General features: G+C 68.6%; 9 protein-coding genes. 2 read left to right on the top strand and 7 right to left on the bottom strand.

Going from position 1 to position 15,977, the window contains the following annotated elements; translation table 11 throughout:
* Positions 1-6: 6 nt before the first annotated feature.
* On the bottom strand, positions 7-2,262 hold the full coding sequence (locus ABJF88_12405; protein ID MEP0547727.1) for a BamA/TamA family outer membrane protein: 2,256 nt from the start codon (positions 2,260-2,262) through the stop codon (positions 7-9).
* Between the two features lie 37 nt (positions 2,263-2,299).
* The gene (locus ABJF88_12410) at positions 2,300-3,421 is read right to left on the bottom strand and encodes a YhjD/YihY/BrkB family envelope integrity protein (protein MEP0547728.1); all 1,122 of its coding nucleotides are present in this window, start codon (positions 3,419-3,421) and stop codon (positions 2,300-2,302) included.
* A 234-nt stretch (positions 3,422-3,655) separates the two neighbouring features.
* Here ABJF88_12410 and clpX point away from each other — a divergent pair, with 234 nt between their 5' ends.
* Positions 3,656-4,915: an ATP-dependent Clp protease ATP-binding subunit ClpX gene (clpX, locus tag ABJF88_12415; GenBank protein ID MEP0547729.1), complete on the top strand. Its 1,260-nt coding sequence runs from the start codon at positions 3,656-3,658 to the stop codon at positions 4,913-4,915.
* Positions 4,916-4,982: 67 nt separating this feature from the next.
* Positions 4,983-5,945: an RsmB/NOP family class I SAM-dependent RNA methyltransferase gene (locus ABJF88_12420; protein ID MEP0547730.1), complete on the top strand. Its 963-nt coding sequence runs from the start codon at positions 4,983-4,985 to the stop codon at positions 5,943-5,945.
* A gap of 69 nt (positions 5,946-6,014) precedes the next feature.
* Here the strand turns inward: ABJF88_12420 and ABJF88_12425 are convergent, their stop codons facing one another.
* The 5 genes from ABJF88_12425 to purL form a co-directional block, all read right to left on the bottom strand.
* A complete protein-coding gene (locus ABJF88_12425) occupies positions 6,015-6,608 on the bottom strand; it encodes an outer membrane beta-barrel protein (protein MEP0547731.1) in 594 nt (197 codons plus the stop codon).
* A 174-nt stretch (positions 6,609-6,782) separates the two neighbouring features.
* On the bottom strand, positions 6,783-9,440 hold the full coding sequence (locus ABJF88_12430; GenBank protein ID MEP0547732.1) for a T9SS-dependent M36 family metallopeptidase: 2,658 nt from the start codon (positions 9,438-9,440) through the stop codon (positions 6,783-6,785).
* 86 nt (positions 9,441-9,526) lie between these two features.
* Positions 9,527-12,943 (bottom strand): M36 family metallopeptidase, encoded by a 3,417-nt coding sequence (locus tag ABJF88_12435; GenBank protein ID MEP0547733.1) that lies wholly within the window; start codon positions 12,941-12,943, stop codon positions 9,527-9,529.
* 300 nt (positions 12,944-13,243) lie between these two features.
* Positions 13,244-13,567: a hypothetical protein gene (locus tag ABJF88_12440; protein ID MEP0547734.1), complete on the bottom strand. Its 324-nt coding sequence runs from the start codon at positions 13,565-13,567 to the stop codon at positions 13,244-13,246.
* Between the two features lie 136 nt (positions 13,568-13,703).
* Complete coding sequence (gene purL / locus ABJF88_12445) at positions 13,704-15,971, bottom strand: phosphoribosylformylglycinamidine synthase subunit PurL (protein MEP0547735.1); 2,268 nt, start codon at positions 15,969-15,971, stop codon at positions 13,704-13,706.
* Positions 15,972-15,977 lie beyond the last annotated feature (6 nt).

A 15,977-nucleotide genomic window follows, 5' to 3' on the forward strand; every position in this document is an offset into this window, starting at 1 on the left:
CCCCGGTCAGAAGGTCTGACCGATCGTGAGGTGGAGGTGGATGCGGTTGGACTCGGGGATGCCCCAGAACGAGTTCGTGGGGGTGTCGCGGACGGCCGCTTCGAGCTGCTCGCGCGTCACGTCGGCGCCGAAGTCTTGAATCGTCTTCCCAATCGCGTCGGCGATGTCCTGCGGCGAGCGGAGGTCGAAGAACGACGGGTTCAGCTTGTACCCGACGGCGAAGCGGAGAGCACCGACGGGCGTGGCGAACGAGAACCCGCCGCCGACGGCGTAGAACAGCCGCTCGGGGTCGCCGTAGGTGTCTTCGAGGAGGAAGGCGCCGGGGGAGCCGGAGAGGTCGAACCGCTCGTTCTGCGTCGAGACGCTGCCGATGTCGAAGAACGCGAAGGTGCCCCACGTGGGCCCGAGGCCGGGGAACGGCAGCCGGGCCTCGACGGTGCCGACGAGCTTGGTGAGCCCGCCGAGCGCGAAGTAGCGTTCGGCGGTGTACGTCGTGTCTACGACGACATCGTCCTCGATGACCTGCTCCTCGACGAGGTCGAGCACTTTGGGGCCGAGGAGGCCGTTGCCCCAGCCGCGCACGTCGCCCGTGCCGCCGCCGAGGAAGAGCGAGCTGCGCAGGCGGAGCAACTCGCTGAACGCCTCGCCCTCGTCGGGGAGGCTCTGGCCGAAGGGGAAGAGCCGCCCGCCGGTCACACGCGCGAGCAGCCCGATGCGGTCGGTGAGCGGGTAGAAGCCCGTCGCGGTGAGGCTGGCACGGCCGTACTCCACCGAGCTGAGCGCCGGCGGCCCGGCGACCTCGACGCTGGGTCGGAAGATGTAGCCGAGCTGCGGGTCGAGGTCGTTGTCCACGTTGCCGTACGTCGCCGTGAGCCCGAGCGTGTTCCGGTTGATCACGCCGAGCTCGACGGCGTCCTCCTGCAGCGACTCGATGAAGCCGGTCTGCGTGTCGTCCGAGGTGCCGAACCGGTAGTCCTGCACGTCCCGCGACTCGAACCCGAACTGGAGCGAGGCCGTCTTGAGCTGCTCGAGCTCGTAGAGGAGCGTCGCGTTCCCGCCGAACGACGTGGACTTGTCGAACTCGTCGTCGCGGTACTCGGCGAAGGGGGAGCCGAGGAGGGCGAGGCGGCGGTTGAGGAAGTACGGCTGGCGAAGCGAGACGGAGGCGCGGTAGAGCACGGACGGCTGCGTCACGAACGAGCCGAAGCCGGTGTTGGCGAGCGTCGAGGCCGTGAACGTCCGCGCGCCGCCGAAGAAGTTGCGGTGGGTCCACTGCGCCTGCCCCGTGAGGCCGGCCTCGGAGAGGTAGCCGGCCTGCGCCGTGATGATGCGCGGGTCGCCCTCGCGCACGCGGAGGCGGACGACGACCGTCGAGTCCTCGGGCTGCTCCTCGGGCACGTCGGCGAGGGCGATCTGGAAGAGGTTCAGCCCGAACACCTCGCGCTGCCCCTCGATCAGCTTGCTCGCCGAGAACCGGTCGCCGACGCGGAACGGGAGCTCGCGGCGCACGACGGTGGAGCTGACGGACTCGGCCCCCTCGATCTGGATCTCGCTGACCCGGCCGCGCGGGCCCGGCCGGACCCCGATCACGACGTCGGCCCGGTTGCGGAGGGAGTCGACCTGGGAGACGGCGATGACGTCGGCGAAGGCGTAGCCCTGGTCGCGGACCCAGCCGAGCGTCCGGCTCTCGAGCTGGAGCAGGGTGAAGTCGTCGAGCCGCGTGCCCTGCTGGAGCGCGATCTCGTCGCGGAAGCCCCGCCAGTCATCGCGCAGCGCCGGCGGGAAGAGGCCGATGGCGGGCTCGTCGTCCGACCCGACGAAGACGAGGCCGTCGAGGAGCAGCGGCGGCCCCTCCTCGACCGTGTAGACGAGGCGGACCGTGTTCTTCGCGGAGTCCAACCGGACGAGCCAGTCGACCTCGGGGAAGAGGAACCCGTTCCGGTTGTAGAACCGCTCCAGCCGAACGACGTCCTTCTGCATCTCGATGGGCGAGAACAGGTGGGTCCCGACCGGGGGGACGAACGGGATAAACGAGAACCGCCGACGGAAGCCGACGAGGGCTCCCATATCCGTGAGGGCGATCTGCTCCTCCAGAAGGGCGGGCTCGAACGTCTGGCTCCCGGAGAACTTGAACTCGATCGCGCGGACCTCCGTCCGGTCGTTGACGAGGTAGAGCGGGGTCTGCGCGGCGGCGGCCCCGGCCCACAGGGCAGCAGCGAGGAGGAGCGCAGTGAAGAGGTGGAGGGGAGAGCGGCGGCGCATGGGCCGGGGCAGCAGCGCGGGATGAGAAGGGAGGACGCTAGCGGTCGGACGTGGGCTGGGATTCCGGCGCGGGCGTGGCGGGCGTGGCGGCCCCGTCACCGGCAGGCGAGGCGGCTCGTTCATCGCGGGGCGCGGCGGTCGGTTCCGCAACGTCGAGCGCGTCTTCGGCCGGGGCGTCGGGGGCGGGGCGTTGCTTCGCCCACAGCGAGCGGAAGAAGTGGCCGAGCCGGCTGCGCGGAGGCTGGTGGCGGTGCTCGTGCAGCCCCGTCATGATCGCTCCGATGATAAGGACGAGGCCGGAGAAATAGACCCAGAAAACGAACGCCAGGAGGAGCCCGAAGATGCCGCCGAGCCCGCCGAGCGCGGCGTCGGTCTCGCCGCTCGCGTAGCGGTTGAAGATGCCGGTGTAGGTGGCGTAGAGGGTGAACCCGTTCTTCGCGATCTCGAACAGCACGGCCGACACGGTGGCGCCGAAGAACGCGCTCCGCGACGGCGGCGACGGCCGGGGGATGAAGTAGAAGAGCTGCACGAACATCAGGAGGGAGATCCCGTACGGCACGAGGATCGACACGACGCGGAGGACGATCCGCCACCCCCGCTTCAGCATGTCCGGGTCGAACCCGATGCGGGCGAGGACGGCCGTGCTCTCCGTGCTGACGTAGTTGATGGCGAACGTGAGCGCGAACGAGAGGAGGAACAGGAGTCCCACCTGCACCACCATCCGGAGGTCGAAGGCGTAGCCGCCGAGGATGGAGCGGTACGTATGCCGGTCGCCGACGGCCGTCGCGATGATGTAGCGGAGGGCGGAGAACAGCGTGATCACGGTGAGGAAGAGGAACACGCCGCCGAAGATCGTGATCGTCGAACTCGCCTCCTGCAGCTGGTAGAGCAGCGTGACGAGGCTCTCGTTCTGCCCCGCCGGCAGGAACGTCCGGAGGTAGCCGGCGACCGTGTCGAACGGGTTCTCCTGCCGCAACACGAGCCCGAAGATGCCCGTCGCGATGAGGATGAGCGGGAGGATCGTGACGAGGACTTTGAAGGCGATGGCCTGCGCCCAGATGAATACGGGCACCTCGTTGGCGCGCTTCCAGATCCCCGCGAGGTAATACCTCACGGCGCCCACGGTCGAGCGCACGACGGGGGGGACGGCAGCGGGCATCGGAGAGGATTCGGGGAAATGGGGGCCGGACACAGTATTCTAATATAGAACGCGCGCCCGGCGTTCGGGCTCAGGAGGACCCAGAGGGCGCGTCGGGCCGCTTCTGCGCCTACGGGGACAGCACGGCGAGCGGTCATGTGGGCTCTCTCCTGCGCGCCGGGGATTTAACGGTTGCATTTCGACGGCCGATGTCAGTATTTACCCTGACCCCTCGATCCGACGTCCCCCGAACGCATGCACCCCGGCGAAGACGACATCATTCGCTGCTCCTTCTGCAACCGCACGGCGCAGGAGGTCACCTCCATGGTCGCCGGGCCCGAGGTGTACATCTGCGACCGCTGCATCCACGACGCCTCCGGCATCGTCCGCGGCGACCTCGTGCTGAGCCCGCCGCCGACGCGGCCGGCCGTTTCGCGGCCCCACCGTCTTACGCCCGGCGAACTGAAGTCGTCGCTCGACGCCTACGTCATCGGGCAGGAGCGCGCCAAGCGCGCCCTCTCCGTCGCCGTCTACAACCACTTCAAGCGGATCGAGGCGTTCGAGTACCTCCACGACCATGACGACGTGGAGCTCGAGAAGTCGAACATCCTCCTCATCGGGCCGACGGGCACGGGCAAGACGCTCCTCGCCCGCACGCTCGCGCGCGTCCTCGACGTCCCGTTCTCGATCTCCGACGCGACGGCGTTGACCGAGGCCGGCTACGTCGGCGAGGACGTCGAGTCCATCCTCTCTCACCTCTTGCAAGCGGCCGACTACAACGTCGAGCGGGCGCAGCGCGGCATCGTCTACATCGACGAGATCGACAAGATCGCGCGGAAGTCCGACAACGCGAGCATCACGCGCGACGTCTCGGGCGAGGGCGTGCAGCAGGCGCTCCTCAAGATGCTCGAGGGGACCGTCGCCGGCGTCCCGCCGAAGGGCGGGCGGAAGCACCCCGAGCAGAGCCTGATCTCGTTCGATACCTCGAACGTGCTCTTCATCGTCGGCGGAGCGTTCGACGGGCTGCAGGACGTGATCGCCCGGCGGCTGAGCGCCTCGCAGATCGGCTTCACCGCCGACGCGGCCCGCCGCATCGACAAGAACGACACGTCGATCTTCCGCCACGCCGAGCCCGACGACCTCCTTAAGTTCGGCCTCATCCCGGAGCTCGTCGGCCGGCTCCCCGTGCTCGCCGCGCTCGACCCGCTGACGCCGGAGGCGATGAAGCGGATCCTCACGGACCCGAAGAACGCCCTCGTCAAGCAGTACCAGAAGCTCCTCGCGATGGACGGCGTGGACCTCATCTTCGACGACGAGGCGCTCGACGCGTTCGTGGCCCGCGCCCTTGCGCTCGGGACCGGTGCGCGCGGCCTCCGCAGCGTGATGGAGCAGACGATGCTCGACATCATGTTCGAGTTGCCCGACCTGCGCTCGGTCGGGTCGTGTCGGGTCACGGCGGAGATGGCGTGGGGCACGGCGCCGCCCGTGCTCGAAGAGCGCAAGGCATCGGCGTAAGCGGGGCTCGGGGAACTGATCGAGCGAACGCGCGAGAAAGGCGCACCGCCCACGTTCCAGCCGCCGCATGCCTGTCTTCCCCGACGCATTTCTCGACCGCCTCCGCACCGTCGTTCCGCCGGAGCACCTCGACGCGACGCTGGCGAGCTTCTCGGCTCCGCAGGCGACGGGCTTCCGCGTCAACACGCTGCGCGCCGAGTCCGCCGATGTGATCGCGTCGCTCGAAGCAGAGGGCGTGCACCCCCACGCCGTGGACGGTCTGCCGGACGGCTACTGGGTACCGGCGGAGCAGCGCGCCGCGCTCCTCGCGTCGGCGGCGTACGCCGAGGATCGGATCTATGTACAGAACCTTGCCAGCCAGCTCCCGCCCGTCGTCCTCGACCCGCAGCCGGGCGAGCGCGTGCTCGACCTTTGCGCCGCGCCGGGGAGCAAGACGCGGCAGCTTGCCTGTCTGATGCACGACGAGGGCGAGATCGCGGCCGTGGAATCCGTGCGTGGCCGGTTCTTCAAGCTGCGCGCGAACCTCGAGGCGCAGGGGACGACGATCGTCCGCACCTTCCACCGCGACGGCGCGACCGTCTGGCACCACCGCCCCGAGCACTTCGACCGCGTCCTCCTCGACGCGCCGTGCTCCACGGAGGGCCGCTTCCGCACGGATGAGCCGGAGACGTTCGCATACTGGAGCGAGCGGAAGGTGAAGGAAATGGCGCGGAAGCAGAAGAAGCTGCTGTTCTCTGCGATCCAGTCGCTGCGGCCGGGCGGGACGCTCGTCTACTCGACGTGCACGTTCGCGCCCGAGGAGAACGAGGTCGCGCTGGAACGGATGCTGCGGAAGTTCGACGGCCGCGTGGAGGCCGTCCCGGTTGTCCTCCCGCCGAGTGGCCGAGTGCAGCCCGCGCTCGCCGAGTGGAAGGGGAAGCCGTTGGAGCGCGCGGGTGAGGCGCGCCGCCTGCTGCCGACGGAGACGATGGAGGCCTTCTTCGTCGCCAAGCTCGTCAAGCACGAGAGCACGCTGCCCGAACGTCGGTGAGCGCGGCATAAAAAAGCGGCGGGCCCCCGTTTGGGAGCCCGCTACCTGCCGACGAGGTCGAAGTCGCGCTCAATTGAAATAGAAGCGGACGAAGACGGAGCCGATGGTGTTGATGGAGGAGAGGTCCAGGTCGAGGTCCTCGCCATCGGACTCCAGACCGTACGATTGGTAGAGGAAGCCCGCTTCGCCTCCCAAGCTGAACCGCGACGAGAAGTAGTGCTCGCCTCCGACAACAGGCCCGATGCCAAGCACCGAGCGCGAGAACTCGTCATCGCCGAAGGGGGACTCGTCCTTCTCCGTGGACCGGGTGTATTGGAGTCGCCCCCCTGCATAGAACACGAAGGAGCCGTCGGAGAGCAGCTTCATGAGCCCCACGCCGGTGCGGAATTGGGTCGACGTCTGGCTGAAATCGCCGTCGCCTCCACCCGATGAAGCGCGGCCGAATCCGATCTCCGGCTCGATGCGGAAGGAGGTGCCGACGTTGATCGGCACGAGGAGCGTAGCGCCTGAAGAGAGGGCGCCGTTCTCCAGAAACGTCGCGGAAGCGAGGTTGCTCAGCAGATCGTTGACGCGTACGCCAATACCCCACTGCGTCCCTGCACGGGCTTGCTGTGCGTGGAGCGGCGCGGCGAAGAGGAGAAGACAGAGCGGAAGGAAGCGCATGGGCCGTTCGGGTTGATGAATGAGGGTGTCCAGAGACAGAATAACGGCGGGAATATACAGGGGCCTGGAATCAGAAAGCCTCGGGAGCAGTCCATCGTACCGAGACCAAACGGAAAAAAAGCGGCGGACCCCCGCTCGGGAGCCCGCCGCTTTGTGCTCAGGAGAGCGGTGCCGCTAGCGCAGCAGCGTCATCCGCCGCGTCTCGGCGAACTGCTCGCCCGCGACGCGGACGAGGTAGACGCCCGACGCCAGCGCGCGCCCGTCGACCTCGAAGGTGTGGCGCGTGCCGCCGGCGAGGACGCCGTCGTGGAGCGTGGCGACGGTCCGGCCCATCACGTCGTAGACGGCGACGGTGACGGCCTGCGCCTCGGCGACTTCGAGCGTGAACTGCGCCCGATCCGCGAACGGGTTCGGGAACGCCGACGAGAGGGCGTAGCCGTTCGGGAGCACGTCGCTCTCGCTCGCCACCGGGAAGACGCCCGGCGGGAGGTCGAACGCCTCGGTGCCGTCGGAACGGCTGGCGGACGTGCCCTGGTCGGCGCTGAAGCCGAGCCCGCGCTTGGCGAAGGCGCGCCAGATGATGTCCGAGTACGCGCCGTCGTAGGTGAGCGTGTCAGCCATCAGGATGGCGTCGCGGCCGTCGACGAAGCCGGGGCCGCAGGGCTGCATCTTCATCCCCTCGGTGACGAGCGTGAGGGCGATGTTGTTACCGGCGGTGCCGTTGATGAGGTCGGCGTCGAAGCCCTCCTCATCGATGAGGCCCCACGTCATCTCCCACAGCATGGCGGCCCAGACCGAGCCGACGCCGTGCGGGATGGCTTCGCCCTGGATGTCGTTGTAGGTGTGCGGGTTGAGGCCCATGTCCGTGCTGTAACGGAAGGTCCGGATGCCTCCCCCGTCGATGCCTTCGTACTGGAGGTAGGTCCCGATGCCGCGGCCGGTCTCGCCTTCGTCCCCTTCGTTCATCGTGAGCGCGAGGCCGTAGTAGTCGCTCCAGCCCTCGCCCATCTGCTCGTCGCCCGTGAGGCAGCCAGCCGAAGAGGGGCCGCCCGTGAGGCGGTTGGAGATGCCGTGGCCGTACTCGTGTACGATCACGCCCGCATCGAGGTCGCTGTCACGGTTGAGCGCGCTGCGGACGTAGCCCTCGGCGGGCTCGTTGTCGAACAGGAGCTGGCCCGTGCTCTGCGCCACGAAGGCGGAGGGGATGACGAGGTCGTTGAGGTCGAACGGCAGGTCCGCCTGGTTCGCGCTCATGTTGAGGATGTCCTCAGGCGACCCCGTTTCACCGGCTCCGTTGCGGGAGTTGTTGTGGATGATGACAGCGATCGCGCCGGCCTCCTGCGCGTTCCACGCCTTCAGTGCGAAGGGGCAGTCGCCGCGCTCGACGAGGGCGATCTTGCCTTCAACCTCATCGGGATTGAAGAACTCCTCGCAGGCGCGGTCCGCCAGGTCGAGGTCGGGTTCGCCGCCGGGGTAGTCGCCGCCGTCGCCGGTCTCGGCCACGATGATCTCGGTCGCGGGGAAGTCCACGGGGAAGGGCTGGCCGAATTGGGCGGTGCCGACCGCGTACACGCCGGCGATGCCGCCGGGCGCTACAATCGTGAGGCCGCCGCTACCGGTCCACTGGAACATCTGCATCCGCGGGCGGGAGCCGTCCGGCGGCGTGGAGAAGTTCGCGTTGTTCGTGCCGCTGCCGTCCTGCGCCTCGGCGCGGACGTAGTCGTTGCCGACCCCTGCAGCGGTGAAGTTCTCCGCCTGGAAGTTGCCCGCCGCTTCGTCGAAGCCGGCGGCGACGAGGACGTCGTGGACAATGTTGTTCCAGTAGAAGAGGTTCGTGATCGCGGCGTCCTCGTAGTCCACAGGCGTCTGGTTTTCGAGATCGACCTCGAAATCGAAGGCGAGGTCTTCGCCGCCGTCCGGGCTGTAGCCGGCGACGTTCGTGCCGGCGCGGTCCTCGTAGGCGTGGACGTTGTTGCCGCGCGTGGTCGTGTACTGAGCGTCGGAGTCGTCGTGCCAGCCCAGCGGCGAGGCCGTCGGGTCTTCGGGCGAGACGGCGAGCGAGCGGTCGCCGTGGCTCGGGGACTCGACGGGGTAGGCCCACACGTTGTAGGACGCGCCGCCGCTGCGGGCGCCGACGAACGGGCTCGCGGCGATCGGGCGGTAGTCGGCGGGCGCGGCGTCCTCGGCGATCCACTCGTCGTGGACGGTCCAGTCGATCTGGTCGAGGACGGCGCCGGTCTCGGCGTCGACCCGGAGGCTCCACCAGTGGCGCGCGTCGAGCTGCTCGATCGAGAGGTCCCACGCGAGGCGGAGCGTGCCGTCCTCCTGCACGAAGTAGACGAGCTGGACGGGGATCGCTTCGAGCGATACGCCGGCGTCGCTGAGCAGGAGCTGGTGGCGCTCGTTGGCGGCCCGCAGCACGCTCGGCGCGCTCGTGAGCGCGAGGCCGAGGTGGCGCGCGGCGGCCTCGACGGCGGCCTCGGCCGTGATCGACGGTGCGGGCGCGTTCGCCACGCGGCTCGCGTTCGGCACGAACCGGCTCTTCACGCCGACGACGCGGTTGTCGGTCGTGACGTGGGCGTTGAGCTGGCCGTTGTACACCTCGACGCCGTTGACCTTCTGGCGGAGGTAGACGTGGGTCACGCCGTTGACGCGGCTGACGTACTCGTCGGTGACGGCGACGTCGCCGAGGTCGCCGGCGGCGAGGCCGAGGGCGGCGCGGCTGGCGCGGAGGTGGTCGAGCGCCGTCGTGACGGCGCGGCTCTGGCTCTGGGCCTGGGCCAGCGGCGCGCTCATCGCGAGCGCTACAAGTAGGAGTAAATATTTGTGCATGATCCCGTGGTGTGAGTTGTGTTGGTGGGAATGGCGAATGCCGAGGCCGGCGCTCCGTGGCGAGCGCCGGCCTCGTCTCGGTCTGACTACTTGAGCAAGGTGATGCGCCGCGTCTCGGCGAACTGCTCGCCGGTGACGCGGACGAGGTAGACGCCCGACGCCAGCGCGCGCCCGTCGACCTCGAAGCCGTGGCGCGTGCCCGCGGCGAGGGCGCCGTCGTGGAGCGTGGCGACGGTTCGGCCCATCACGTCGTAGACGGCGACGGTGACGGCCTGCGCCTCAGCGACCTCGAGCGTGAACTGCGCCCGCTCCGCGAACGGGTTCGGGAACAGCTCGCCGAGCGCGTACGGACCCGGTAGCGCCGAGCCGTCCTCATTCGCGACGCCGGCGACGGTCAGCGTCACGGCGATATCCGACACGAGGTTCTCGGGGTCGTTGGAGTAGACCCCGAGCAGCTCTTCGGAGATCTCCTCCGTGATGTCCGTCGCGTCGAACGTGAGCGTGACGACCTGCTCCTCGCCGACTTCGATCGTGCCCGAGGCGGGGTCCGCGCTCAGCCACGAGGCCGGGGCTTCGAGCTGCGAGCCGATCTGCCAGTCGAGGGCGCGCTCGCCGTCGTTCGTGATCGTGATCTCGACGGTGTCGGTCCCGCCCGGCTCGAGGGCGACCGCCACGTCGTCGTCGGAGACGTCGATCGCCGGGGCCGGCGCGAGGGGGTCGATCACGAGGATGCTGCTCTCGACGCAGTCCGTCTCGGTGCCCGGCGCGCAGACCTCGACGTCGACCGCGACGGGGGCCGTGCCGATCACGACGTCATCCACGTACCACCCGTCGTCGCTGACGCTGACGTCGGTGGCGAAGCGGAAGCGGATGAGCACGTCTTGGCCCACGTAATCGCCGAGGTCAGCGATCGTCGTGATGAAGCCGGAGCTGGCGCCGGAGAAGGCCATGCGGCCGCCGATCGGGCTGCTGAAGCTCGTGCTGATCGTGCTGTTGTAGCCGTTTTCGGTCATCGCGTCGCCGAGGTCCTCCCACGTCGCGCCGTCGTCCGTCGAGATCTCGACGACACCGCCGTCGAAGTTGGTCTCGGAGTCGTAACGGTGCGTGAAGCGGAGCTCCGCGTCGTCGTCGAGCGCGAGGGCTTCGGCGAAGAAGAGGTACTGGTCGGTGACGGAGGCGATGTCGTCGGCGAACCAACCGGCCGAGCCGCCCTCGCCGTTGCCGTCGCCGAGCGTCCAGTCGATGGTGCCTGCGCCGCGCTCGACGGTCCAGTTATCCGAGCCTTCCTCCATGTCGTCGTCGAAGAAGATCTGCGCCGTGGCGTCGGCGTTCGCGAGGAGGCGGAACGTGCGCACCGTCTCCGAGCCCGTCGCGGCGTCGAAGGCGGGGAACGACACGACGCCGTCGGCGAAGGTGCCGCCGTCGCTGGCCGAGCCGCCGACGTAGATGGCGTCGTCGGGGACGGGGGCGGACATCACCACGTTCGAGACCTCGTCGCGCGCCGTCCCATTGCTGAAGGTGAGGGTGTAGTCGATGAACTCGAAGTTGTTGACGGGGTCCGGCGTGGCTTCGAGGAAGACGAAGCGGCCGAGGCCCGGCGGGAGGTCGAAGCTCTCGACTTCGTCGCCGGTGGAGTTGGGGCTGCCCTGGCTGGCGCCGAAGCCGATGCCGCGCTTGGCGAAGGCCTCCCAGATCGCCACATTGTTGGCCCCGTCGTAGAGCGCTTCGTCGGCGGCGAGGATCGCGTCGCGGCCGGTGACGAAGCCGGGCGAGCACGGCTGCATCTTGAGCGCCTCGGTGATGAGGGCGAGGGCGACGTTGTTGCCGCCCGTGCCCGCGATGAGGTCGGGGTCGAAGCCGTGGATGTCGATGAGATTCCACGTCATCTCCCACACCGCCGTGGCCCACATGAAGCCGACGCCGTGGGGCACGGCGAGCCCGCCGATGTCACCGTACGTGAAGGCGTTGACGCCCATGTCGGTGGAGTAGCGGGCGGGGCGGATGCCGGGGCCCGTGATGGGCTGGTTCAGCGCGTAGGTCCCGATGCCACGGCCGGTCTCCGCGACGTCGCCTTCCTGGATCGACATGATGAGGCCGTACCAGTCGCTCCAGCCCTCGCCCATCTGCTCGCTGTTCGTGAGGCAGTTGTCGGTGCTGGGGCCGCCGGTGATGCGGATGGAGATGCCGTGGCCGACCTCGTGCGCGATGATGCCGTTGTCGAAGTCGCCGTCGCGCTGGGGGTTCGAGGTGTTCCAGAGGTACATCTCGATGCGGGAGATGCCCCCGTCGGGCGAGCGGAAGTAGCGGGCGTTGTTGAGGTCGCTGCCGTCCTGCCCTTCTGCGCGGAGGGCGTCGCCACCCAGGCCGCCATTCTCGAAGTTGTTTTCCTGGAAGTTGCCCGCGGCCTCGTCGAACCCGTACTGGTACATCACGTCGTGGATGAGGTTGTTCCAGTAGAACAGGTTCGTGACGGCGGCCGGGCGGTAGGCGCTGGGCTGCATCATGAAGTCGAGCTCGAAGTCGAACTCGAGGGCCTCACCGCCGTCGGGCTCGGCATTCGTGCCGTTGGGGCCGCCGTTGCCGCTGGCGTCGACGTAGGCCCACGTGTTGTTGCCGCGCGTCTTGGTGTACTGCGTGTCGCCGGTGTCGTGCCAGCCCAGCGGGGAGGCGATGGGGTCGGCGGGGTCGGTGACGAGCGTGCGGCCTCCGAAGCTCGGGCTCTCGAACGGGCTGTCGAAGACGCGGTAGCTGCCGCCGCCGCCGAGCCGGCCGGAGCGGACGTTCTCTGCCGTGGCGAGGGGCCCGTAGGCGTCCGTCGAGGCGAGCGGCGCGAGGTCAACGACCGCGCTGGCGGCAGCGCCATCGGGCATGCCCCAGTGATCGTGGACCACCTGGTCCCACTGCAGCAGCACCTCGCCGGTGGCTGCGTCGACGCGGACGGTCCAGACATGCTCCTTCTGTTCGATCTCGACGTCCCACGCGAGGACGGCGTCTTTCACTTCGACGGGGTGGTAGACGAGCTTGGCCGGGATCGGCGCGAGCGAAACGCCGCCGCCGGAGAACGTCGTGGCGCGGGCGGCGCCGGTCGCGCGGCTCTGCACCGCGAGGGGCTCGGTGAACGTGAGGCCGAGGTGGCCCACAGCCGTCGCCACCGCGCTCTCCGCCGAAAGCGAGGGGGAGGCCGACCGCTGCGTGGTCCCGAGTGTGGGGTTGAACGCGCCCCCGGCGAGGAGCATGCTGCCGTCGCGCTTCACGTTGACCGTGATCCGCGCGTCGGCGACCTCGATGCCGCCCCGATGCTGCTGGAAGTAGACGTGGGTGACACCACTTCGCTTGCTCGTGTACGCATCGGTGACGACGGCCTCATCGAGAGCGGTGCCCGTGATGCCGAACTGATCGGCGTGCTGCTGGAGGTACTGGCGGGCCGTCTCGATCTGGGCGCTCTGGGCCCAGGCGACCGAGGGGAGGAGGAGCCCAACGAGGAGCAGGAGCAAGCGGTTCATAGAACAGGAGTCTAGGGTGAGAACGTGAAGAGGGCGCGCATCGCACGTCGGAACGCACGGACACCGAGCGAAGCGGCTCTAAATCGTGCACGTCTTACCCCTTGCCTGAGCCACACCACGGCCCCGAATATAGGGCACGGTTTCGCCTCTATAAAGGGCGGATTAAGATATTCCGAATTGTCCGCGATCTAACTCGCGGATGCAGAGCGTAGGCGCTTCCCTACTGCCCACATCGCGCCATGCCTCTTCGGCGGCGGCGCCTTGGAGAAACGGTCCAGCCTCCTGCGCGGCCTACCGGTATCACTCGAGTTCGGGATTCTTCCAGCCGCCATTCTCGATTTCCGATTCCACGACGTAGCCGCCCTCAAGCGCCTGCTCGATCTGCCCCTCGATGTCGACCTCGGCCTGCTCTTCGAGCTCTTCCATCCGGCGCGTGGCCTCGCGCTCGCTCTGTTCGAGCACGACCATCGCCGCGAACCGGCTGCCCTCACTGCTCCCTGCTCCACCCATCGGGGCGATCTGCACGACGCGCCACCCCTCGCGGAGGTCCTTGTTGACCGAGGTGAGCCCTTGCGTGCCGTTGGCTCCCGTGGTGACGATGATGACCTTCTGCGAAACGCTCATAAACGGAGTAGCAAATGGGTGGTGTGGGGTGAGGTCGCCCACGCTGTCGAGGTCCACCCGGTAGCGTAGGGAGAGGCTATAAAGCGCTGGAATATAATTAACGGGACCGATGTGGGGGGGCGCTCGCAGCGGTCGCCTATCGGCTCATCGCAGCCGGAATCGTTGCTTCGTGCCGCTCGGCGAGAACGTTCGCCGTCTCGTCCACGACGACGGTGCCGCCGACTTCGATCCGCAGCCGGTCGCCGCCGACGCGGCCGATGGGGAGGGCCTGTGCACCCGTCCCGACGATCGTGTCCTGCACCATCTCGCCGTCGTCGTACGCCGTGGTGAAGACGATCCGGCTCTGCGCTTCGCCGAAGAGCGCGGCGTCGAGCCGGAGCCCGGAGGCGTCGAGCGAGATCTCCGCGCCGAGGCCGTCGAGCGTGCATTCGGCGAGGCAGACGGCGAGGCCGCCGTCGGAGACGTCGTGTGCGCTCTTGACGAGGCCGCTGCGGATCAGGTCCAGCATCGCTCCTTGCACGGCGGCTTCTTCCGCGAGGTCGAGGTGGGGCGCGTCGCCGGTCGTCCGGCCGCGCACGGCGGCGAGGTACTCGGTCCCGCCGATCTCATCTTTGAACTGCCAGCCGTCGGGCGAGAGGAGGAAGACGACGTCGCCCTCGTCGCGGAACGGGATCGTCGTCGCGTCGCGCTCCACGTCCTCGACGAGCCCGAGCATCCCGATCGTCGGCGTGGGGAAGACGGCGCTCTCGGGGTTCTCGTTGTAGAAGCTGACGTTGCCGCCGGTGACGGGCGTGCCGAACGCGCGGCAGGCGTCGCCCATCCCGCCGACGGCTTCGGTGAACTGCCAGTAGACTTCGGGCTTGTACGGGTTGCCGAAGTTGAGGCAGTTGGTGATCGCGAGCGGCTTGCCGCCGGCGCAGACGACGTTCCGCGCCGCCTCGGCCACGGCGATCTGCCCGCCTTTGCGCGGGTTGAGGTAGACGTAGCGCCCGTTGCAGTCGGTCTTGACGGCGAGGCCCTTGTTCGTGTCTTTGATGCGTACGACGGCGGCGTCGCTCGGGCCGGGGCCGACGACGGTGTTCGTGCGGACCGTCGTGTCGTACTGCTCGAACACCCACCGTTTCGACGCGATGTTCGGCGAGGCGAGGAGCTGCTGCAACACGTCGCCCGCATCGTCGGCGCTCACGTCGGGCACGGAGTTCGGGTCGAAGGCGTGGGCGGCGTCGAGGTAGGCCGGCCGCCGCGTCTCGCGGTGGTAGACCGGCGCGCCGCCGCCGAGGACGAGGTGCTCGGCGGGCACGTCGGCGACGAGGTCGCCGTGCCAGTGGACCTTCACCCGGCCGTCATCGGTGACCTCGCCGATGTTCTCCACGTGGAGGTCCCACTTCTCGAACACGCGCTCGACCTCCGCCTCGCGTCCTTTCTCGACGACGAGCAGCATCCGCTCCTGGCTCTCGGAGAGCATCAGCTCGTACGGCGTCATGCCCGACTCGCGCGCCGGCACGCGCTCGAGGTGGAGCACCATGCCCGCCTCGCCCTTCGCGCTCATCTCGCACGACGAGCACGTGATCCCCGCCGCGCCCATGTCCTGAATCCCGACGACCGCGCCCGTGGCGAGCGCTTCGAGCGTCGCTTCGAGCAGGAGCTTCTCCGTGAACGGGTCGCCGACCTGCACGCTCGGCCGCTTGGCCTCGCTGGCTTCGGAGATCTCTTCTGATGCGAACGTCGCGCCGTGGATGCCGTCGCGGCCCGTCGCGCTCCCGACGATGTAGACGGGATTGCCGACGCCCGTCGCGATGGCGCTCGCCGTCTCGCCGACTTTCACGACGCCGACACTCATCGCGTTGACGAGCGGGTTGCCCTCGTACGACGGGTCGAAGTAGACCTCGCCGCCGACGGTCGGGACGCCGAACGAGTTGCCGTAGTCGCCGATGCCGCGCACGACGCCGTCGAAGAGGTAGCGCACGCGGGGGTTGTCGAGCGAGCCGAAGCGGAGAGAGTTGAGGCTCGCGATTGGGCGGGCACCCATCGTGAAGATGTCCCGCTGGATCCCGCCGACGCCCGTCGCCGCACCCTGGTACGGCTCGACGGCGGAGGGGTGGTTGTGGCTCTCGATCTTGAACGCGACGGCGAGCCCGTCGCCGATGTCGACGAGGCCGGCGTTCTCTTCGCCCGCTTCGACGAGGAGCTGCTCGCCCTCGCGCGGTAGCGTCTTCAGCAGGGCGATGGAGTTCTTGTACGAGCAGTGCTCGCTCCACATCACCGAGTAGATCCCAAGCTCGACGAAGGTGGGCGTGCGCCCGAGCGCGTCGAGCACCCACTGGTACTCCTCGTCGGTGAGCCCGTGCTCGCGGGCGAGTTCGATCGTGACGTCGGGTTCGTGGAGGGTAGCGGCGTCGGACATGGTGGG

It is taken from the genome of Rhodothermales bacterium (assembly GCA_039944855.1).
In the GTDB taxonomy this organism is placed as follows: Bacteria; Bacteroidota; Rhodothermia; order Rhodothermales; family JANQRZ01; genus JBBSMX01.